A 24,249-nucleotide genomic window follows, 5' to 3' on the forward strand; every position below is an offset into this window, starting at 1 on the left:
CAAAGGTAAAAATGACTGATAGGATAAACAAGAGCCATACAATGAGTGCTTACAGATAAAAGTCAGTCAGGCACGAGACAATTTGCTTTCCTTGGCAGAGAACAGTAGTTTCTCTTGGAGAAACCATAGTTTCCATGCCGTTGAAACTATTGTTTCTCGGTGCTGAAACTACAGTTTCCCAATGCTGAAACTTTAGTTTCCCGGTACGAAACCTTTGGTTTCAAGCCTTGAAACTAAAAGTTTCCCCACGAGAAACAAAGGTAATACATTCATGAATAAATAGGATTGCCTGGAGCTTCCAGAGTGAATACCTCCGCGTTGTGAAATGTAGTTTATCTGTTTCTGGTGACAGCATTATTGTTGTCACACTGCTGTCACCTATTGCTGTCACGGTGTTAATTGTTAATAATCAAACCGTTAAGCAGCAATCGGTGACAGGTGACAGATATATAATTAAAATAATTGTATAGAGAGGTTAGAACATAAACATGGCAACGGCAACAATACGGTTGTTACATACGGCATGGGTATCTTGAATTTTCCCATTGGACGTATTGAGCGAACCATACCATGCAGAGCTTAATGTATATTCTAACCCGAATTTCCAGTGGGGGACATTGTAGGTCAGTTCTGCTCCTGCCGTAACTAATTGGTTAAGGTCTGTTCCTGTTCCATAAAGTTTTGCATCATTTCCTTTGGGAGCATATAGTGCATCACTTGTTCCCAGATTCTTGGCATAGCCTACGAAGATTCCCGGCTTCCATTTCTGTCCGTAGACAACGTTGAACCAAGAGCTGGAGAAACGTATCGGAGTATATTCTTGTTCTCCCGTTTGTTCGTTGACAGACTTGATCCCGAATCCACCCAAACCGGAAGCTTGTGTCAGATTGGATCCTAATACACTCTTCGCAGCGATGAACCAGTCTTTGTTGGTGTATTTCACATGAGCTTCGTATGAAAGAGTTGTGATGCGTTCGTCTACTTTGTATTTATCTGTATTTACTATAGACTCCGTACGTGGTTTCAATGATAACAACTCAATGCCTACGCCGGCCAGCAAACCGCCATTCTTATAATCAGCTCCGACATAAAATTCGGGAATACAGCTTTGCTTCAGATACTTATGTGTTTTCCCTTCCGGTCCTTGTGAAGTATATTGTGATTGCCACACTGCGGCTCCGGTAAGTTGGAAATTCTTGTTTGTATAGCGATAACGAATTTGTGGCGCACGGCTGAAGGGCTGAAACGGTGCTCCTACGGAGAGATTAAGAATCTGCGGAGACACATCTCCGAATAAGGGATGCCAGTTCTGTCCGAGTAATAAAGCTGATTTTCCCCAATCCAGATTCAAATAAGCATGACGAAGGCGAATGACCGAATAAGAAGTGCCTGTGCCGCGGAAGTCGACTTCTACTTTGGCAGATGTCTTGGCTGTTCCCAGTTTTGGACCGGCAACGTCTACTCCAAGGCGCGAATATAAAGTATAGAAGTTACTGTTGGGTGTTGAGTTCAAATCGTTCCCCTCCGGATCACGCACTTTGTCTTTTGGATACATATAAAACAATCCGTCTACGGTTTCTTCGTTAGCACGACTATTATAATAGAAGTCAGTACGAATCTGTCCATAGAATTTGAACTTGAAATCCTGCATTTGTGCGAAACTGCCTGATACGGTTATCAGACAAAGAAAGATTAGAATGTATTTTTTCATAATGTGCATGTTTGTAAACGGGCGCAAAATTACGTAAAATTACTGGTTATCAGTTCATCGTTGATTAAAAAAGGCAAGGATTGCCTGATTATATTTGTTGAGACTTGTGCTTTTATGAATTGCTTTCAGTAATTTTCTGTCTGCTTGCGGCATTAAATATTCCCAGAAAGTTTTCATTTTGTTCAGAAGTTGTTCGTCTCCTCCTTCCAACTGTTCTGCATATTGATTGTATACGCATTTGTGCATAGATTGCAATTTTTCTCTCATTTCATCGAACTCGAGTGCACGGTTTTGTCTATACTCCAAAGCTAATGCCGGGTTGGCAAGTAATCCCCGTCCTATCATCATTCCGGCTAGTCCGGGAAACTGTTCCTGAATGCGGTGAATATCTTCTACACTATTGATATCTCCATTATAGATGAGCGGATGCTTGCAGGCATTCTGAAAAGCCTCAAACGCTTTAAGGTCAACTTCTCCTTTGTATTGCTGTTTTCCCAAGCGGGGGTGCATAACCACTTGTCGCAAGGGTAGCTCATTGATAATCGGAGCCAGTTTCAGACATTCTTCCGGATCTTCCCAGCCCAACCTCATTTTGATGGAGAAACTTATTTGCGGATATTCTGTAATCAGGTTAAGTAACGTCTGAACTTCTTCGGGATAAGGAAGAATGCCCGAACCATTGTGGCGTTTAGCCAACATGGGAAAAGGACATCCCATATTAATGTCGACTTCCTTATATCCCTTTTCGATGAATAGGGATAAAATTTTCTCTGCTTTCTCAAAAGAGGGAGCTATCAGTTGGGGAATCAGATGAGCTACCTGATTATTCCCGGGTTCGATTCCCCGCACATCTCTATGGCGGAATCCGCCTTTTTCGAGTCGTACAAATGGGGTATAATAAGTATCTATACCTCCGAAGCAGGCGGCATGGGCATTACGGTAAAACACTTCGGTGTAACCTTGTAATGGGGCAAAATGAATGGGAAGAGTCTTTGGCATTGTTTTTATTTTTGTGCAAAGATACGGAAAAAGTAAAAGAGAGGAACCTCGCGGTCCCTCTCTTTCTGATGTTAAATTGATTAAAGTCTGATTTTTATAAACGTTTTCTATGATTGAAGGTTAGAAAAATTGGGGGATATATTTTTATTCTACAACGTTTATAGTCAGTTCACGTACTACTTGACCACCTTGATGGATGTAGTTTGCATTGTTGGCTACGAAGGTAGCGGTATATGTACCGGCCTCTTCGTAAGTATGTGAGTATATCTCTAATGTTTGCGAGATATTTTTGATGGCTACACCGGCGTCAGGATCGCAGGAACCATTGAGGAGGATTGGATTGGAAATAAGCCAAGTATCTCCTTTGGTATAATCTTTGCTACCCCCACTGGTTACGAAATCGCTTGGCTGGCTAATTCTCCAGAAATAAGGAATATTACCGTCTACAGTAGCATATGCTATTTTATCTGCATATTCTGCGCTTTTCATCTCTTCAAGTGTGAGGTTTTTATTTCCTAATGCTTCCTTCAATTTGGTAAGATGAGTGTTGTTTTTTGAAAGATCATCTAAATTGTAGGTTACATTTAAAGCCGAGAATTCGAAGTTCTTTGCATTAATTGTGGTTGATTTTCCATTGTTGAACTCCAGATTAAGCTGTAAGCCTTTAATATGTATTACAGGCATTGTGCTGCTATTATCAAGAGGGTTGAGGCGGAAAGCAATATTGATTTCTTTACCCAAGTAAGATATTAAAGGACAAGAATAGTCTTTAGTAACTTGGGCTGTTTTGGGAAGATCTTCCTGACTGACAAGTTCTGTCCATTCGCAATTAGTAACTGCTTCTTTGTCTTTTTCCACATTGTTGCCACTAATTCCTTCGAATTGATCGGATATTAATATGTGAGTAGAACCTTCGATGGTTTTCGCACTACCATAGTCATATACTACGGAGAAGTTGATTTCACATTTTTCTACGTCTTCCGGTTGCATTTCAATTCTGTTCCGGTGTTTGTATTCGTGCCCTATCTCACCGCTGAAGAAACTGATAAAATCAGGGTCACCATCGAAGCTGAACGTTACCGGACTTCCTTTCTTTACAGTTACAGTTTTGCCATCGAAGCTGACATTGCTGTCTGTCACCACACCAACTTCCATTGCTGTGTCTTCTTTTAATTCCTTGTCGCATGAAGCGAGACATAGTCCGGCAAAAGCGATAGTCATCAAACTTTTATATATTGTCTTCATATCCTTTTCTTTTTAAAGTTAATAAGGGATTTACCAACCCGGATTATTCGTTTTGATAGCACCGTTTGATCCTATTTCATTGGCAGGAATCGGGAAATAGTTGTAAGACTTCGGAATATTGAAGTAAGTATATACATTGATTCCGAATTTCCAGGATTCATCAGTCTGTGCCTTGTCTACTTGTTCCTGCATCAGTTTGTAATAGTCTCCCCAACGGATCAGGTCGAAACGGCGTGTATATTCGAAGCAGAGTTCCATAGCACGTTCGTCTTTGATAGCCTTGCGGAAGCTGGTTTCATCCAGATTTGCAGCAAGCTTGTTGATTCCCGCACGCTCTCTTACTGCATTGATACATTCATAAGCCAGATCATTAGGACCATGGTTGACTTCATTTTCTGCTTCTGCAATCATCAGCAGAATGTCGGAGTAGCGGAGAAGAGGGAAGTTGATAGAAGTATCGTTCTTGCTCTTCTTGTCTGCTTCATATTCTCTACGATATTTGGCAGCAACCCTGTTGCGATTCTTATTGGCATCATTCTTCGATTCGCGATCGCCGTAAGTAGACCCCGGATCTGTTTTACCATAGCTGAAGGATTTGTCCCAATATTGTTGTTCCACTTCATCTCTTTTTCCTTTCACAAATTCACGGCCGTCTACCGGAGTACCTTCTCCTGCTGACTGGGTGTAAGTGAATGGAGCGATGTTCCAGTTGCAACGGTCAATGTCACCGTTTGCTTCATACAATTCCAGTAGTTTAGGAGTATTCCAGATAAAAGCGTATGCATAGCCCGGATCACCTTTACCGGTGATGGATGCTTTGGAAGAAAGGTCCTTACCCTGAATACCGATAATATTACCAATTCTACCTTCTGCACGTACATCCGTTGAACGGTTACCTGCAAATTCTACCTCCCAGATACTTTCATTAGCCTTGGCACCATCCTTATTGAGAGCAGTGTTATACTTATCAGAACAAATGTCGATAAAGAAGTCCCAATATTTGGCAGTCAGTGAATGACCCTCATTCTTAACTAACTGTGCATAGTAACTTGCTTTTTTGAAATATTCTGTAATCTCGGCACTAGTCGTGTTGTTGGCCAAACCCACTTCTTTGTCACGTTTAGGTTCACCGGCTCTGAACATATATACACGCGCCAACATTCCCCAAGCAGCCGATTTAGAAACACGTCCCGGTAAATAGTTCAAATCTTGAGCAGATTTGAGATCCTCGGCAGAACCATACATCTCTTTAATGATAAAATCATAAATCGTCTGTTTGTCCGTACGTGGAATGGAGAGGTTATAGGCATCTTCTGTAGAAGTAGTCTTGAAAGGTACATCTCCCCAACATTCTACCAAAGTAAAATAATAGAATGCGCGTAAGAAACGGGCTTCGGCTTTGTATTGCTTGCGGGTGTCGTCGTTCATATCGGGCACTGCATCAATATTTTCCAAAAAAATATTGGCTCTGTTGATGCCGGAGTATAGTGTATACCACAATGCTGCAACGGTCGGATCACTTGTATTGGCATTGTTACAGATCAGACCACTTTTGTTCGGTCCACGGTTAGCACCACCATAGTGTCCCAGATCGTCACCTCCTACAAGGTATAAGAATTCATTTCCGTAGAAGGAACTTTGTCCCAGAATGGCATAGGTTCCTGTTAACCAAGAGGTAGCGTCCGCTTCATTCTTGAAGAAGTTTTCGGGAGTGGTGTATGTCGGGTCTTTTTCCAGGAAATCGCAGGAAGTCAGGTTAAGTCCGACAAGAAGTGATATGATGATTATTTTTATTGTTTTCATATACGTAATTGTTTGAAGGATGATTGATTAGAAACCTAAGTTTATACCAAAACTGATAGAGTAGGCTCTCGGATAAGCGGAGAAGTCAAGCCCCGGAGTCAGTGCGCCTTCACGGATAGATACTTCCGGGTCGTAACCGGAATATCCTGTACATGTCCATAGATTTTGACCGGCAACGAATACACGTGCATTGTCTATCTTCCATTTCTTGGTCAGTTGTTTCGGCAGTGTGTATCCTAAAGATACGGTTTTCAGACGAAGGAAAGAACCATCTTCGATAATGCGTGTAGAGAACACTTTGTTGGAACCGGAGTCGGTAGCTCTCGGAATATTACTTTCCGGGTTTTCCGGTGTCCAACGGTCTGCATAACTTGCGTATTGGTTCAAGTCACGTGTCTTATTGCTGTTCTCGAAGAACAGGCGGTTGGCATTCAATACATCGTTTCCATACGACCATTGGAAGAAGATGCTCAAGTCAAATCCTTTGTATTCGAAGTTGTTGGTAAATCCGCCCGTATGCTTCGGCATACCGTTACCGATCATAGTACGGTCGTTATCGTCGATGATACCGTCACCATTCAGGTCTGCGTATTTCGGCATACCCGGTTGTGTATTACTTTCGGAAGAGAAATACGGAACATTGCGTTTCAGTGTATATGTATCACCTGCTTTGTCGAAATCTTCGTATTTGTATGTACCTTCGTAGATGAATCCGTACATCATTCCCATCGGATAACCCACTTTGGCAATGTAGCTGTATTGGGAGTTATAGTTCTGGTCAAATTTGGCTGCACTCAATAGAGAAGATTGGTTTTCGGCCAGTTCTAATACTTTGTTCTTGTTGAATGCAATATTAAAGTTAGTGGTCCATGAGAAATGACGGTTCTTGATATTGGTCGTGTTCAATGTGAACTCGATACCTTGATTGCGTACCTTTCCTACATTCTTCATGGCACTGAAATAACCGGAAGAGGTGGGGAGTGCAGTATTCAGCAACAGGTCACGAGTCGTTTTACGATACCAGTCTACGGTTAATCCGATGCGTTCGTCCAGGAAACCTAAGTCCAGACCCAGGTTCCACTGTTCGGTAGTCTCCCATTTCAGTTTTCTGTTTCTCAAGGAAGTAGGCACTGTACCTACACTTGTCAGACTGTTTTCGAACGGATATACGCCACTGGGGAGGCTGCCGATCGAGATAAAGTCGGAGACTTTATCCTTCAATATCTGATATAAAGCATACGTATCATACTCGCCTACACGGTTGTTACCGGTCAATCCCCAGCTTGCTCTTAATTTACCTGAAGAAACAACAGACTTCAATGGTTTCATAAAATCTTCCTCCATGAATCCCCATGCCAATGAACCGGAAGGGAAGTAGCCGAAACGGTTATCACCACGGAACTTGGAAGAACCGTCGGAACGGAAAGAAACCGTTGCATAATACAATGATTTATAGTTATAGTTCAAACGTCCCAGGAAAGAAAGCATAGACCAGGAACTCTTTAATGATTTAGTCGTACTGGGAGTTCCTTCACTCATTCCCGCCATGCCGAGTGCTTCGTTTGGAATCTGTACCGTTTTGTATGAATAGTATTCATAGTCGGAATTCTGCAGGGTTACACCTACCATGCTATTGAAGAAATGCTTCCGTTTGATATTGGTCTGATAGGTCAGAATATTTTCATTCAACCATGTTGCACGTTGAGAATGGTAGATTTCCGCATTTACCTTATCGGATGATTTCGGATTACCATAACGGGTCTTCGAGTTGTTGAATGTTTCCCCTTTGCGGGTATCGAATGTGTAACCGCCTGAAACTTTCAACTTCAATCCTTTGATAAATTCATATTCTGCAAATCCGTTGAACTGAATATAGTTCGCATACGTCTTGCGATATTCGTTTTTCAAGGACATGATAGGATTGAAACGATAATCGTTGGTATTGTTTATCGCATCGTCCATGATGTTATCCATCAACGAGTTTAATGGTCTGTCCGGTTCGGTCACGGGGCGATATCCCCATACACTATAGAACAGGTTATTCATACCACTGTATGAGTTCTGGGAAGGAGAACCACCGGTGGTTGTAGTGCTTGAATAGTTGGTTGTCAGATAGATTTTCAGTTTCTTCTTTTGGATGGTAGTACCCATACGGCCTTGTACACGTTTGTAGTTTGATTCCAATAAGATACCGTCCTGGTCATAATAGGATAAAGAAGCATTGTAGCGAACTCCTTCCGAACCACCACTCAGGCTGACATTGTGGCTTTGCATCCATGCGCTGCGGAAGATTTCATCCTGCCAGTTATATTGCGGGATATTCCTATAATCTTCCAATCCCCATTGTTTGCCGTCATAATTCATGAAGTAGGTAGTTTCCATATCTTTGGGACTACGTTCTGCCTGTAGTTTAACGAATTCATAGGCATCCATCATCGGGATTGTTTTGGTGATGTGCTGAATACCGAAACTTCCGTCATATTTAATTTTAGGTTGGCCGATTGTTCCTTTCTTGGTTGTAATCATCACAACACCGTTGGCACCACGGGCACCGTAGATAGCGGTAGCGGAGGCATCCTTCAGGAAATCGAGTGACTCGATATCGTTCTGATTAATGGCTGCGGCTATGGAAGGGTCTTCCACCGGGAAACCGTCAATGACATAAAGAGGAGAGTTGTCCTGCGTCAATGAGTTGTTACCACGGATGACGATATTCATCTGTCCACCCGGCATACCTTCGCCCGAACTTACGTTGACGCCGGCAATACGTCCGCCTAATGTCTCGCTGAAAGAAGCAGTTGGAGTGCTAAGCAGTTCCGCCATACTGGCTTTGGCAACAGAACCTGTCAGGTCCTTCTTGCGTATTTCCTGATAACCGACTACTACTACTTCGTCCAATGTCTTTGTGTCTTCCTTTAATGTGATAACCATTGGTTTTTGAGTGTCCACCTTCATTTCTACAGTGACATAACCAATGAAAGAAATAACCAATATCGAATTCTTATTGGGCACGTTAAAAGCAAATTTACCGTCAAGGTCAGTGATTGTTCCTTGCGAAGTACCTTTTACCTGAACACTGGCTCCCGGCACTCCTTCTCCTAAGTTATCCTTCACTGTACCTTTAACAAGTACCTGTGCAAGTACAAAAGAAACAGAAAACAGGATCAGTCCGATGGAGGAGAGTATCCTTTTTCTAGTTTGAGTGGATAAATGTTTTTTCATATATTAAAAATTAAGTGATTTTATTGAATCTACGTTTGCAAAGATAGATGGATTGAATATTCTAATATGGATAGAATTATTCAAGATTGGTGCAAAATCATACAATTTTTCTGTTCTCATAAACTATTTTTCTTTTACGGATTCTAGTAATTCAGATAATTCTTTCACTATGTCGGGATATTGTTTTGATACATTCGTTTTCTCCGATGGATCGGAGGATAAATCGTAAAGTTGAGGCTGTTTGTCGTTGCCTAACTCCATTTTCGTCCAATGTTCGATAGCGGGGCCGTCGCTCGGTTCGATGTATTTCCATTGACCTTTTATGATGGCAAGTGTGTTATTGAGATTCTGTTGAACGACATACTCACGGTTTGTATTATTTTTGCCGAGGAGAACGTTCAGATGTTCCTGACTGTCGGGGGCAGCTCCCTTGCGTAAAGGTTGGCCCAGAAGTGAGGCGAGCGATGCATACACGTCTATTTGAGAGAAAAGAGCTTGTTGCTTGTTCGGCTTCACCCGGGCAGGCCAACGGACAATAAATGGAATACGTGTACCCGCTTCGTAAGCGCTGTATTTCCCACCGCGGTAGATCCCCATCGGAGTATGTCCGTTGAGAAGTTCGTAAGCTTGGTCTTGATAGCCGTCGTCGATAACAGGACCATTATCGCTGGTAAAGATCAGGATGGTGTTGTCTGCGATGTGGAGGCTATCCAGTGTGTGCATGATTTCACCTATGGTCCAGTCCAGTTGCAGGATAACGTCGCCACGAGTGCCGAGTCCGCTTTTGCCTGCGAAACGTGGGTGGGGGATGCGCGGTACATGTACATCTTGCGTACCCATATATAAGAAGAAGGGTTCTTCCTGATGGGATGCAATGAAATTCTTAGCCTTGTTGGTGATGATATCGGCTATGTCTTCATCTTTCCAAAGAGCGGATTTTCCTCCGGTCATCCAGCCAATACGGGGAATGCCGTTGATAATTGTATTGTTGTGTCCCTGACTGGGTTTTAAAGTGACGAGCTCCGGGTTCTCTTCTCCCGTAGGCCAGTCGCCGACTTTGTGGTCGTAACTGACGGTGATAGGATCATTGGGGTCAAGTCCTACGACATGTCCGTTTTCTACAAATACACAAGGTACACGGTCTACGGTAGCCGGAATAATAAATTCGTAGTCAAAACCGATGCTTTGTGCGTTAGGGGTAATCCGGTTGTTAAAATCGGTTCCGCCTTTCGGACCGAGTCCCAGATGCCATTTCCCTACTGCACCGGTTGCGTATCCTGCATCTTTCAGCATATCTGCCATGGTGACGCAGGTAGTGTCGATAATGAGTTCGGAGTTGCCGGGAGCGATTCCTGTGTTTTCCTGTCTCCAGGGATACATACCTGTCAGGAGTCCGAAACGGGAAGGAGTGCTGGTGGCAGAAGTTGCATACGCATTGGTGAATTGTACTCCTTGTCCTGCCAACCGGTCGATGTTGGGAGTACTCACTTTCGTTGCTCCATAACAGCTTAAATCACCAATGCCGAGATCATCTGCAAATATATAAATAATGTTAGGCTTTTGGCTATTCTGCCCATTGTTCTTTTGGGGTGCATGATTGCATCCTGACAGCGTGACGATGCCGGACAATAGGGGAAGTAGACGCGAAACGTTTTTCATAATGCTGAATATTTTAGGAAATAATGTAATGAACACAAAGATAAGCGATTGGAAGAAAAAGAATGAGTAGGAATGTACAAGTGAAGTACAAAATAGTACACTATAAGAAGTTACCTTCTTTATTCGGGCGAAGATGTCCGGATTAAGAAACCGTTTATATCATAAATTTAGGCACGGATCACACGGATTAACGCTGTTGTTTTCATACTCATCGTTTTTTTATCCGTGTAATCCGTGCCCAATACTATAAGGTTATTTAGCAAGAGTGCTTGTATAGTTACCTGCTAATCTGTTTCTTCTCCGTTTCCTTCTTCTTCGCTCTCTTCTCCTTTACGATAAGCCAGCGGACTGACGTGGTAAATCTCTTTGAAACATTTACTGAAATAGCGGGAGGAGGAGAACCCAATCCGGTCAGAAATCTCCGTGATATTCAGCTCCGGGTTATTCCTTAACATGACAGCGCCTTTTTTGAGACGTATGCTTAGGATGAAATCATTCGGGGTCTGGCCTGTAACTGCTTTCAGTTTGGTGAATAGGTTCGTACGTGCCATACCCATTTCGCGGGCGAAGATATTAACGTTGAAATCCGTATTGTCCAGATGACGTTCGATAATGGCCATCGCGCGGTCGAGCATCTCTTTATCCATCGGGTTGGTAGCCAACATTTGGGCAAAAGCCTGTGGTTGTTTGCTGAACTTCTCTTGCAATAGCCGGCGGGAGTTAACCAGGTTATTGCAGCGGGAAATCAGAAGATTGGTATTAAACGGCTTCGTGATATAATCATCCGCACCAATCTTCAAACCTTCGATATTGTGCTCTATAGCAGTACGTGCAGTTAATAATACTACCGGAATATGGCAAGTATTAAAGTCTGTCTTGATCTGTTTGCAAAGTTCCGTACCCGACATGCGTGGCATTACGACATCACTTAAAATGATGCTCGGCATATCCTTCTGTATCATTTCTAATGCTTCTACTCCGTCGGAAGCCGTACTGACCTGATAGAATGTTTCGAAAATACCGACTAACATCTGTTTGATAGATTCATTGTCTTCCACTATCAGCATTTTGGCGTCTTCGATGCGCTTGTTATCTTCTTCTTTCCATTCCGAATCAGGGATTATTTCTACTGAAGGAACAATAGTCTCTGTTTGCTGGATGGTTTCCGTATCATCTTTCGCTATTTGCTCTTCTGTGAAGTGTTCCTTGCCTAGTTTGAGGGTGATAATGAAACTGCTTCCTTTGCCCGGTTCGCTTTCTACCCGGATTGTGCCGTGATGAAGTTCCACAATACCTTTCGTCAGTGCCAGTCCGATGCCTGTACCGGCTCCGGTATTCAGCGAGTTGAGATGTTCGGTCTGATAGAAACGGTCGAATATCTTATCAATTTCGGCAGCGGCGATACCTGTCCCGGTATCTTTTATTTCAATGATGACATGGTCTTTCTCCTGCGATACATTAATCGAAATTGTATCTTCGGCCTTGGTATGCTTCACAGCATTAGACAGCAGGTTGTTTATCACTTTCTGCATCTGCTTTTGGTCATACCACACTTCAATGTCATCCTTTTGTTTGTTGAACTTGAAGTTGATTTGTTTACTGCTGGCATATTCGAGGAAGAGCAGATAATTCTCATACAGGAAGTTAACCAGATTGTGCTGGCTAACTTTGATCTTCATGTGACCCTGTTCCTGTTTACGAAAATCAAGTAGTTCCGTAATCAGTTCCCGTAATTGGAGACTGTTCTTGTAGATTCCCAACACCTTATTATATATGTTAGGCGTAAATGTCTGCACCTGCAACAAAGTTTCCACTTGTCCCACAATCAGCGTTAACGGGGTGCGGAATTCGTGCGAGATGTTAGTGAAGAAACGGAGTTTCGACTGGTTCAATGCTTCGAGGTCTTCAATATGCTTCTTCTCGTACTTCAAAGACTCACGGAGTTTGATGCGCGAATTATAGTTCTGAATAAGATACCATAACAGGCTGATAGTGACAATGGTATAAATCAGGTAAGCCCACCATGTCTCATACCATGAAGGGAGTACGATAATCAGCAATCTGGCCTCTTTTATTCCTTCCCTCTGTGATTTGATGACAAGGGTATATTTACCCGGATTCAGGTTTGTATAAGTAATCAGCGTTTGCTTCCGGTAAGTATGGTTCCATTCGTCTGAGAAACCCTCCAGACGATAGAGAATTTCATCTCTGTTGGCAGGGATGAAGTTGGAAGTGGCATATTCGATGCTAAACATCGATTGATTCGCTTTCAGACTGATTTCCGGAGTATGACAGATCGACTGTTCCAGGATACCGCTTTCATCTCCCGGGACTACTTCTTTTCCGTTGACAAGCAGGCGGGAAAGAATGATATTATATGATTTGGGAGTGAAATGTAATTTCTTCTCCCAGAAAGAAATCATTCCCTGAATACCGCCAAGGAATACTTCTCCGTCATGTGTCACAAATAGTGCGTTTTCATTAACGGCAGTCAGCGGGAATCCGTTTTCCGTACCGTAATTATAGAATTTCTTGCTTGGATAGTCGAACTGTGAGAATCCTTGATTGGTAATCAGCAATAAGTCGCCTTTCTGTATGGACGATTCGCATACTTCGTAGATACAGTCGCTGGATAAACCATCTGTCTGTACATCGAAGTTTTCAAAGTCATCACTTTCCTTGCGGTAACGGTCGAGACCGCTTCCGGAGGTACAGAACCATAGATTACCGTTACTGTCCTGCATGATACTGTTGATGTTATTGTTGCTAAGACTGTTCGGATTAGCGGGATTGTGCGGATAATTAGTAAGTTTACCGCTGTCGAACCGGTAAGAATAAACACCCTCTCCGGTAGCCGCAATCCACAATGTACCGTCTTTATCAATACAAAGACTGGCTACCATGCCAATACCTCTTCCTTCTTTAGTCTCTTTGAAGAGTTGTTGGCAAGCACCTGTTGCCGGATTGAAAAGACAAACACCGTTTTGTGTGGCGACAACCAGCTTGTCCTTATAAGGTACAATGTCTCGGACGATATCCGAAGGTAGCGAGGTTGGGTCTCCGGCTTTCATCCGGTAGACTGTGAAACGGTTGGTACGCAGGTCGAGTTTGTTCAATCCTCCCAAGTGTGTACCTATCCACATAATTTCATTAGTCCGGTCGTAATAGATTGCTTTGACGTTGTTATGGGAAATACTATTTTTGCCCTCTTCGTGGCGATACCACCGATAGGTATTATTTTTCCGGTCGTACACATTCACGCCACCGCCTTCAGTACAGATCCATAAGTTTCCGTCTTTATCTTCAGTCATTCTGCCGACAATCGGGCTACTTAAACCTTCTTTTTCTGTATCTCCCGTCTTGTAGCGGGTATAGATTTCATATTCCGGATTGAAATAGTTGACACCTCCGAAATAAGTACCCAGCCAAATTGTTCCTTGTTCATCTTTGACGATGCACCAGATGGAGGAGTGGGTGAGTCCGTCGGGTTTGTTCGCGTTGGCTGTGTAAAGTTGGAATTTGCCTGTGCTCTTTTCATAGCGATTTAACCCGTGAAAGGTTCCTATCCACAGATTTCCTACATTATCTTCACAGCAACTCCTTACGAAGTCGGTGCAAATACTGTTTGGATTTTTAGGATCATGACGGAAGTTCTCAATGGTACTGTCTGTTTTTATCCGGTAGAGTCCTTCTTCCCAGGTACAGATCCATAATTCTTTAGACGAATCTTCGTAAATACTCGCGATATTACCTTTTGTGACAGGTTGGGAAATTTTTTTGTCTCCCGATAAACAGTAAAGTCCGTTACTGGTAGTTCCCATCCACAGATTTTTCTTTTCGTCCAGGTGGAGGCAGGAGAGGGTGATATCTTTTCCGGCAAGATGATAGTAGAGATCGAAGTTTTCCGTACTTTCATTATATACAAATACTTCTTCTCTTTTCCCGATATATAATTTCTCGTTGAAATAAATAGCATCCACATTGCCTTGCAGCAACGTTTTGAATCTTTGTGTGGTCAGATCGAATTCTGCCACCCCGTCCGTACAGAGCAGGTATACCTTTCCGTTTTTGTTTCCGGTGATACGCAGCACTGTATTGCTGAACAAACTGTTCGGATCGTTTTTATTAAGTTTGAAACTTTTGATATCGTTACCGTTATACCGGTTCAGTCCTTCACGCGTGCCGATCCATATAATTCCCCGTTCATCAATATAAAGGCTATTGACAGAAAATTGGGAGAGTCCGTCGTCCGTGGTCAAGTGGCTAAAAGTGATGTTTTGACCTTGTGTGCGGACTCCAGCTACGCTTAAAAATAGCAGAAATAAAAGAATTACTTTTCTCACTAATTTATTTTTTAAGGTGTTTACATCTATGCAAATATATTGTTTTTATTCGATTTCAGTGAACCTTATTAGAAGAAAGTAACTATAAAACACCGGAAGAGAATTCTATTTAACAGAATTACTCTTCCGGTTTCTAACCTAACTAACCTCTTGTTATAGTGTTTGTGCCTGTTTCGTTTTTATCAGTTCAGATTATTACCACACTACATACTGATTGAAAAAACGAGTACTTTCAGCAATCCATGAGTCCATGTTCTCATAAGCTGCAAAGTGTCCTGATGTAGGGTAGCATATCCAGCGTTTAGGTGTACGGATGTGATTGTATGCTGCAAAATTTGTATGTGGTGGTGTAATGTTGTCCTGAAGTCCGAATCCCATTAATACTGGGCATTTGATCCATCCGGTCAGATTCTTCAAATCAAAGTAAGTTAGTAATGAGAATATTTTATCTTTGTCAATATTCTGCCGGGCAGCTCCTTCGAATACCAAGCTGGCAGGCCAGTGAACCAAACGAAAATAATCGGGATAGTCTGACAGAAAGGGTACGATAGGCGCAGCTGCGGAAATACGATGGTCGAGTGACGCTGCTGCTAATGTGAGCGCTCCACCTTGCGAAATACCTGTAGCAAAAAGGTTTTGTCCGTCAAAGCATGGCTGAGCAAAAATAAAATCAATACTGCGGACTGTATCAGCAAAAGCACCTCTGTAATAGTAATGTTTGGGTGAATCCAGTCCGAAAGCAATCCACTCACCAAAGCGGTTATAAGGTTTGTTGAGGCCTTGTCCACGGGGTGGAATGACCAAGATACACCAACCGGGATAGTTGTCGGGACCGGGAATCCAGGTGACGGCATCATAACCTTGATAAACCACTACGGCCGGATGACTCTGACCATCTGTAGGGACTGCCCAATACCCCCGTAAGATTTCTCCTTCAAGCGAGCACATTTCTACTTCGTAAACATCACGCTCTGGCTTCGAAGATTCAGGTAGACGTGTCATTTTATAGACAGGTTGTACACGTTTAAGTTCGGTGATGGTTTTATTCCAAAATCTTTTTAAGTTAGGGAGACCATCCGGTTTGGATAAAATCTGTTCGGCTTCGTATCCAAAGAAGAAATGTTTCAGAGTGTCGGTGCCAGCAATGAAACAAGCCTGGTAAAACCCGGGAGTGAGATTCGTGAGAGTGACTGATGCACGACTGCGAAAGCCTCCACCGGGAGCTATCGAATCTGTTCCGAAAGAGTAGGTTATAAAGGTAGACGATACAGCATTGCCGAAATCTGTAGCAATGTCCATACGTATCCTATCCGAAAAACCTGACTGTGCAGATGTCAATTCCAGCATGAAGCGTACTGGATGTTCGTTATCGAACATCCAGTTTTGCTCAACAGGAATATTGAGATTTATGGTCTCCTGTGTATAACTTTTTATTGAGTATCCGGTCAGGAGTATAATGATGTATATCCACTTTTGCATCCTGTTAATCATTGTTATTACTCTTTGATATAAAACGTAATCAGCACTCCTTTATGATCGCTTGGCCACTGATTGTTTACGGGCGGAATGATTGGATCTTTGGTTTGTTCTTCTATTCTTTTTCCGCGTACAATAGAGCCTGTTGGACCTACTATCTGGGCATTTTTTATTTGTAGATTTTTATTTGGATAATAGTAAACGAAATCAATTCGTTCGCGTTCATCTGCCTCCGGTGCCCATGAGAGATTCTCTGGAATGACTGATTTATTGTCTGCAGGAAAAGTGAATCCCGGACATTTCACCGGATCGGGATGAATTACCCGGTAGGCATCTTTATATCCCCGTTGAACCAACAATTTGGAAGTTCCCCAATTGACGATACATCCGCGATGATCGAATAGATCTTTTGTATCGGCCTGCCAATCCAGATAAGAAGGCTCATTCAGATCTCCGGCAAAAAACACGAGTGCTTCTTGCTCTAGCTCTTTGGCAGCGTTGTTGATAAAAGCTTGGGCGGATTCTATACGGTCTGATTCTTCGCAGACAGCAAGTATCTTGTCTGCATCAGTGATAGGAGCCGGAAGTTTATCCCAATTAACGCTACCGTCATTGTACCCCCGGGGATAGTAACAGGTGTAGTAACGATACTCCGAATGTGCCGGGTAAACGGCCACTCGTTTCCCATTGACATCCAGAATCGCTTTGAACATCCATTTGTTGATGCGTTCTGTCTCTTTGATCGGATATTTTGATATGACCGCTCTTCCGTCTATTCGTGCATCGTAATAGATGAGTCCCTTATTTTTAAGCCCTTGCATTAGTTTAGGCATTACGGGATCGTCTTGCGGACCTTTATATAATTCGCAAAATGTAGCAATGTCTGGCTGTAGGGCAACAATCTGTTCTATCAGATATTCCGGAGCATGCTCCACCTTGGTACACTCCACCCATAAGTTGAGTTGGAGGAACTTAATCTCTGTTTTCTTTCCTGTTTCTTCTTCCGGTACAGATACTTCCGTATCGGTTTTAGAACATGCAGTGATAACAGGAAGTATGGCAATAATAATAGTTAATAACCACTTTTGCATAATCTGTATTTTTTAGATTTGATTACCAGCCCGGATTCTGACAGTTAGTTCCTGAAGCATTCTGTAACCGGATTGCTTCGTCACCCGGTATTGGATATAATAGGAATTTTTCACTATATGCTTTTCGGTTATTATCTACTACAAAACGGGAGTAACTTCCATCTGAGTTTGCTTTCATTCCGGTGATTACTTTATCTGTTTGATCCAGTATCTTCCAACGGCGTACATCAAAGAAGCGGTGTTCTTCAAAAGCAAGTTCTACGCGTCTTTCGTTCCTGATTCGCAGACGAAACTGATCACAGGATAATCCGTAAGGAATGCCTGGCATACCTACTCTGGAACGTACTGCATTGACTGCGTCTACCGCATCATTGGGTACAGTTCCGGTAGTGGATGCTTCATTAGCTGCCTCTGCATAATTCAAATATAATTCAGCCAGGCGGAACTCTTTGAAGTAGCCATCCAGATTGCCGGAACGTCCGGATTTATAATGCGAGAACTTACGTGTATAATAGCCGGTACAGGTGTAACGTGCATTACTGGGATCAAGTGCACAGTTTCCTCCTGTCTTGGTTGAGAGTAGTGCACCGGTTTCCAGGTTTAGTTTGGAACCATCATAATAAATAGAAGCTTTAAGACGCGGATCACGGTTCTCATACGGTTTGGCTTGATTGTAGAGACCTTGAACAGCCGAATTCAAGTTAGGCTGCAGATGATTGGCATCTAGATAAGGGCTCTCTAAATTGAGCAGAGGATAAGATTCTGTCATGTCACCGTTCACAACTTCATAGGCATCAAGTAGCTCTTGCGACGGACACGCACCGGCATCTGTCTGGCCGTCGGTAGTTGGCAGGCCAGCATAATTCCACATATACATTTGTCCAACTTCCATAATGGTTTCTTTGTCATTAACTACCGGCAAGTCAGTGCGCGAATAGAAATACACATCATAAGGAGAATAACCAGCTGTAGCATTCGGCTGTTTCTTATAAAGTTCATAATTGTTCGCCAGACAGTCATCCAGAGACTTTTTAGTAATTTCTGCGGCTTCTGTCCAAGTGATTGTTCCGTCATTGTACAGAGGACTGGCTGCATAGAGTGATATCTGTGAACGGATGGCTGCACAGATGGCTTTTGTCATAACGTGACGGTAGTTCTCCTTATCTAAGGAACGCCATCCCCATTCTTCAACAGTGGGAATATCAATAGCAGCCTGACAATCAGCTAATATTTGGCGGGCACACTCGCCAAATGTACCTCTTTTAACCTTGGTATAATCGTAGTCGGGAGTTGTTATGATGGGAACACCTCCATAACGTTTCACCAATTGAAGATAATAGAAAGCGCGTAATGTAAGTACCTGTGCCTTGAAACTGTTACGTATATCTTCCGAGTAGACACTGGCAGTAGGGATATTGGCAAGAAAGATGTTGCAGGCACGAATCCCTTGATAATAATAATTGTAGTTTTCCGGATTTCCTTCGATGCCCTCCAGCGGATTGCTGAAGGGAGATAATTGTCCTTCATTCCATTTGCGGGTAACTCCGTTCTGTAGTTCCCAGGAATCTTTGGCTTCATCTGTACAACCAGCTAGCATGGTATAGTTATAGTTCATTCCGTAATTCAGAATCCATCCATAACATTGATTCATATAAGTATACGTTTTACGGTTCGTGGTAAACAAATCGCTGTAATCCGTACGGCCGTCCGGATGATCTTCAATTTCAGTACATCCTATGAATGAGGATAATATGAGTAAGGAGAATACTCCTGATATGATTTTATTTATTTTCATAACTTCAGTCTTTAGAAATTCAGGTTAAGTCCTATGTTAAATGTTCTGTAAATGGGGTATACAGAGTAGGAATATTGTTCCGGGTCCAGATTATCGAACTTGAGAGATGAGGTGGTCAACAAATTGGCTCCGCTGATATAGAATCTCATTTTCTCCAGTTTCAGTTTACTGCTCCAACGTTTAGGAAGTGTATAACCTAATACTACATTCTTCAATCTCATATAGTTATTTTTGGAATAGAAGAATTCATTCGATTGGAGACTTGAAGAGCTTCCTGTGGTCAAAGCCGGATAGCTGATTTTTTCATTTGCCGCATAGCGATCTGCTGTCCAGGCATTACGGTGCAGGTCTGTGTACACTCCTTGGTAAGCATTATCGAAGATACCGCATCCACTGTAATAGGCTGCTGTACCTGATACACCTTGTAACTGAACATACAAGTCAAAGTTTTTGTATTCCAGTTGAATAGAACCACCATAAGAAAGTGTAGGTAGTGTCTGGGCTTTGTCCATCGGTGCCTGGTCACGCTCATCTATATTTCCGTCGTTATTTAAGTCTTTGTAAATGAAATCACCTGGGCGCGGAGAAGCACCAGAGAATCGCAGACCGCTTTTATCTATTTCCTCCTGGCTATTATAGTAGCCGTTTCCGTTGGAATAGTCAATCAGATATCCGAACTGTTGTCCTGCAGAATAGCCGGTTTTACGATATGGATAGTAATATCCGCTGGCGGTACGGTTCAACTCTTTTATGTCAGTTACTTCATTTTTATTGTATCCCATATTCCCTCTGATAGTCATTCTTAATCCACATTTCAGATTCTTGATATAAGATAGTTCAAGATCAAATCCTTTGTTGTTCATCTTACCCAGATTTTCAAATGGCAGATTTTCACTGGCGATACCTTGTGCAGAAGATACACTGTTATTTTGGATAGCCATTTGGGTCTGTTTCACGTTCCAATAATCAAATGTGATACCTAGTGAGTTGAATAAGGTAACATCTATTCCGTAATTTTGCTGGAAAGATTCTTCATAATGGATATACGGATTACCTTGCATACCTTCTACAGTATGAAAGCCATAGTAGTTGCTTAGTAAGTAACCTGCATCTTTATAACGTACATCTGTAGCATACAGGAAACGGGTGTCAGATATCTGGTCATTGCCCAGCCAGCCGGCAGATGCGCGTATTTTGAGGAAGGACAACCAATCTGTGTCTTTCAGGAAACTTTCGTTGGATACCACCCAAGCGGCAGATACTGTCGGGAAGAATTTAAAACGGTTACCCGGTTTGAACTGTTCTGTGCCATCATAGGTAAAGTCTCCCTGTATATAGTACCGTGAATCATAGCCGTATTTCACATGTCCCATTAATGACAAACGATCGTATGGGAGATCACCGTTTTTCATCATATTCTCATTGAAATAGCTGACAAATGCATCTACTTCATGTTTGCCTCCAAAAATACGATTATAGTTGATGAACCCTTGGAAGTTGATAAAGTAGCGCATATTAGCGGTCTTACTTAAACTTAGAGGAAGAGTGGTGTGAGTACCGAAAAGTCCGCTGCCATTGGCTGCATAACGTGCGTAGTCAGTAGAACCATAGATTGTTCCGTCATAGTTTGCTTCATAACCTACTATTCCTTTTACGCTCAATCCTTTAGTCAGGAATCCCAGATCCAGATTCATTCCATAAGCGACGTTCAGATTGATACCTGTTTGATGGCTATATCCGGAGCGGTTGATAAGTCCGTAAGTAGGATATTCATTGTATTCTGCAGTAATCACTTTTCCGTCTTCGGTGATAGGTCCAGGTACGGTGGGGGCCATCTGATAGATCGAATTCATGATATCTCCTGTCCCGTTGTATCCTTGATTTATCCGGTCGATAGTGACATTTGTGTTAAGGAAACAGTTTAGATAACGATGCAGAGTGACGTCCACATTAGCTAAAATGTTGAAGCGATGCAATTTGAGTGCAGGATTATAATTATCATTCTTCTCTGCATCAATCAGGCTGTTTTGGTGAAGATAACCGGCATTAACAAGGTATTTAACCCGGTTGTTACCTCCGCTGATATTTACGTTGTAACGTTGCATACTGGCTGCATCATTCATGAAAGTGTCATACCAGTCGTGTCCCGGCATAGTTCCATCTGTAAACCCGGCTATTTCATATAAAGAATAGAGTGGAGTGCCACCGTCATTGAGTAAGGCCTGGTTACGCATTTGTGCGTATTCACCGGTACTTACTATTTTAGGACGCTGGGTAGCCTGTTGTATGGAGAAGTCCATGTTCACATTTACTTTAGTACGTCCTATTTCGCCTCTTTTTGTAGTAATAAGAATTACTCCGGAAGAAGCTCGCGGACCATATAATGCTTTAGCTGCGGCATCTTTCAGAATACTGACAGATTCTACAGTGTTGGCATCGAGTGTATTCATATCGAATAATGGAGCCGGAATTCCATCGAGTACAACCAAAGGTGAATTACCGTTTATGGAATTCAGACCACGTATATACATCGTTGTTGCATCATCGGTTGGTGTGCTGGTGGATTGGATAGAAGTCAATCCTGCCAAGCGTCCGGTCAGCGTAGCTGAAAATCCGCTATTAGGTGTTTTAACTAACTCTTCTCCCTGAACGGTAGAGATTGCTCCTGTATAACCTCCTTTTCTCTCTTTCTGCAGCATGGCTACTTCGAGAGATGTATCCTGACCGGCGATGTCTGATATCAGACAAAACTCTACCGGTTTATTCAGAGTGAATTTCATTGTCTGGTTCCGATATCCCGGAATCTTACAAATGACCATACTGGCTCCCGACGGAATCTCCATGATGAATTTTCCGTCTTTATCACTGCTTGTGGTGTATTCGGGATTGTCCGGGACAGAAATGATTGCGCCGTCTAAAGGTTCGTTGCTCTCATTCCGCACCACACCGGATATAACTTCTTGCACTTGTGCCCGGCATACTTCATTGCCTGTGAACAGGCATACGATGCACAAAAGTGTGATTATTCTGTTTTTCATATACATTCTGTTTTATGATTACCATCCTGCATTTTGCCACGTCTGTCCTGTCGTGCCTTCCAATACGGCTGCTTCATTGGCAGGGATAGGATATACGTGCCATTTCTTTTCATAACTCATTTTGCTCGGTTTGCTGCCGTCTGTTCCTAGATTGATTCTTTCATAAGAGAATGAGTTTCCATTTTTGGTGATTCTCATACCTGTGGTAAACTTCTCATTTTCCATATTCTCATTGGCGGGTGTCCAACGGCGGATATCGAAATATCTGTCTTCTTCACAAGCCAGCTCTATCTGGCGTTCGTGGCGTACCAATAAACGAGCTTCGTTCTTGTCGTTTGTCGACAGATCAACCGAAGGATCAAAACCTGCGCGATGACGGATTTCATTGATCCATTCCAGGCCTTCGGTAAGGTGTCCGCTTTCAATAGCGGCTTCGGCGGCATTCAGATAAATTTTGCCTAATCGGTAAAAACGGAAACGGCCATCATATCCAGCCACTCCGGCTGCCTTACAGTTACCGTTTACCATTCTTTTTCTCCAATAATAACCGGTACGTGTATTCGTATTTCCACTTGTACGGATTTCGCTATTTCCTCCCACGTACGTTTCTACTACTGCCGGTTCCTTTCCTAACAGCACAGGACTGTTATTATAAAAAATTGTAGCCTGGAAACGAGGATCACGTCCCTTATAAGGGTTGGCTGGGTCATAACCGCTATTAGGGTTATAATTAGGTGACAGATGCTTCTCATCGTTATAAGGTTTCGATAAATCCAGTACAGGCTTTCCTGTTGCTAGCATATCATAGGCGTCTACTAATTCTTGGGAAGGAACAATAGTTAATTGAGCGTTTCCCAATACCGGAGCTCCGATAACGTCATACAAAGGATTGGTGTATGGGTCGGGCCAATAGCCTTCGGTACTTTGCCAGATTGTTTCTTTATCACTGGGATCTGTTCCGATATAGTTATTGAGCGTAAAGTACTCCATATAAGCATTGTTATAGTACTTTTCAGTATCCGCACATTTAGTATACAATTCATATCCATTGGCTTTCAGCTGTTCCAGACAGTCTTTGTTGATTGTGTAAGCCCATTCCCAAAGATCTTTGCCGCCATTGTTGTAAGTGCTGGCTGCGAATAGACATGCTTCGGAACGGATAGCCATTGCGATACCTTTGGTCATTCTGATCTTCTCGTTGAGTGTTGTCAGTCGCCAAGGGAGGTTGCTGGATTGCAAAGCTATTTCGCAATCATCTACAATGAATCGGGCACAGTCTTCGAAAGTAGGACGTGATAGAGTTGAATAATCATAGTCTAAACCGTATGGCTCTTTCTCAATAGGCACAGGACCATACCATTTCAGTAACTCCATATAGAAATAAGCACGGAGTACATGAGCCTCTGCTACCCAACGGTCACGGTCGCTTTCGCTTGGTATGGCGGCGGTGGCTGCCCGTTGGAGGAATGTGTTGATAATACGGATTTGCCCCCAGTATAACTGCCAGTATCCTCCTTCTGAGTAGGTGTCACCCATATCTCTGCGAACGTCGAGATAGAAGTCGGTGGTGGTACAGTTGCCGGATGCGGCATGTGCAAAGCCGGCACCGGAACCATCCGTGCAATCCCACGCTTCATCACTAAGTGCTACGGGATAGTTGCTCCAGAAATGATATCGCAAACTCTTTTTAGGCAGATAGTCAAAGCAAGTACTGAAATAAGCTTTAGTCAGATCGGGATCTTGGAATACTTCGTCCAGTGATAATCTTCCGTCGGGAGCTACATCCAACGCTTCATTACAAGAACTGAATGTGAGCAAGGAAGCAAACATGCATATATAAATAAATTTTTTTTTCATATCGGTTTTG

12 protein-coding genes are annotated in these 24,249 nt (G+C 42.7%); all 12 read right to left on the minus strand.

Annotated features, from left to right (window positions below):
• Positions 1 to 475 precede the first annotated feature (475 nt).
• On the minus strand, positions 476 to 1,711 hold the full coding sequence (locus ACT8YW_RS02520) for a DcaP family trimeric outer membrane transporter (RefSeq protein ID WP_032844415.1): 1,236 nt from the start codon (positions 1,709 to 1,711) through the stop codon (positions 476 to 478).
• 54 nt (positions 1,712 to 1,765) lie between these two features.
• Entirely contained in the window at positions 1,766 to 2,710 is a 945-nt protein-coding gene (locus tag ACT8YW_RS02525) for a tRNA-dihydrouridine synthase family protein (protein WP_444103875.1), read from the minus strand.
• Between the two features lie 144 nt (positions 2,711 to 2,854).
• Positions 2,855 to 3,955: a DUF5017 domain-containing protein gene (locus ACT8YW_RS02530; protein WP_444103876.1), complete on the minus strand. Its 1,101-nt coding sequence runs from the start codon at positions 3,953 to 3,955 to the stop codon at positions 2,855 to 2,857.
• Positions 3,956 to 3,985: 30 nt separating this feature from the next.
• Positions 3,986 to 5,758 carry a RagB/SusD family nutrient uptake outer membrane protein gene (locus ACT8YW_RS02535; protein WP_444103877.1) on the minus strand — a complete coding sequence of 591 codons (1,773 nt, stop codon included), beginning with the start codon at positions 5,756 to 5,758 and terminating at the stop codon, positions 3,986 to 3,988.
• Positions 5,759 to 5,785: 27 nt separating this feature from the next.
• A complete protein-coding gene (locus ACT8YW_RS02540; RefSeq protein WP_444103929.1) occupies positions 5,786 to 8,944 on the minus strand; it encodes a SusC/RagA family TonB-linked outer membrane protein in 3,159 nt (1,052 codons plus the stop codon).
• 159 nt (positions 8,945 to 9,103) lie between these two features.
• Positions 9,104 to 10,639: a sulfatase-like hydrolase/transferase gene (locus ACT8YW_RS02545; RefSeq protein WP_444103878.1), complete on the minus strand. Its 1,536-nt coding sequence runs from the start codon at positions 10,637 to 10,639 to the stop codon at positions 9,104 to 9,106.
• 284 nt (positions 10,640 to 10,923) lie between these two features.
• Positions 10,924 to 14,982 carry a hybrid sensor histidine kinase/response regulator transcription factor gene (locus ACT8YW_RS02550; RefSeq protein ID WP_444103879.1) on the minus strand — a complete coding sequence of 1,353 codons (4,059 nt, stop codon included), beginning with the start codon at positions 14,980 to 14,982 and terminating at the stop codon, positions 10,924 to 10,926.
• 195 nt (positions 14,983 to 15,177) lie between these two features.
• Positions 15,178 to 16,473 (minus strand): acetylxylan esterase, encoded by a 1,296-nt coding sequence (locus ACT8YW_RS02555; RefSeq protein ID WP_444103880.1) that lies wholly within the window; start codon positions 16,471 to 16,473, stop codon positions 15,178 to 15,180.
• A 5-nt stretch (positions 16,474 to 16,478) separates the two neighbouring features.
• Positions 16,479 to 17,549 carry an endonuclease/exonuclease/phosphatase family protein gene (locus ACT8YW_RS02560; RefSeq protein ID WP_008998218.1) on the minus strand — a complete coding sequence of 357 codons (1,071 nt, stop codon included), beginning with the start codon at positions 17,547 to 17,549 and terminating at the stop codon, positions 16,479 to 16,481.
• A 22-nt stretch (positions 17,550 to 17,571) separates the two neighbouring features.
• A complete protein-coding gene (locus tag ACT8YW_RS02565; protein WP_008776112.1) occupies positions 17,572 to 19,344 on the minus strand; it encodes a RagB/SusD family nutrient uptake outer membrane protein in 1,773 nt (590 codons plus the stop codon).
• A gap of 11 nt (positions 19,345 to 19,355) precedes the next feature.
• Positions 19,356 to 22,388 carry a SusC/RagA family TonB-linked outer membrane protein gene (locus ACT8YW_RS02570; protein WP_444103881.1) on the minus strand — a complete coding sequence of 1,011 codons (3,033 nt, stop codon included), beginning with the start codon at positions 22,386 to 22,388 and terminating at the stop codon, positions 19,356 to 19,358.
• 12 nt (positions 22,389 to 22,400) lie between these two features.
• Positions 22,401 to 24,239 carry a RagB/SusD family nutrient uptake outer membrane protein gene (locus ACT8YW_RS02575; protein ID WP_444103882.1) on the minus strand — a complete coding sequence of 613 codons (1,839 nt, stop codon included), beginning with the start codon at positions 24,237 to 24,239 and terminating at the stop codon, positions 22,401 to 22,403.
• Between the last annotated feature and the right edge of the window lie 10 nt (positions 24,240 to 24,249).

The sequence above is a fragment of the Bacteroides sp. genome (genome assembly GCF_052357945.1).
Lineage (GTDB): Bacteria > Bacteroidota > Bacteroidia > Bacteroidales > Bacteroidaceae > Bacteroides.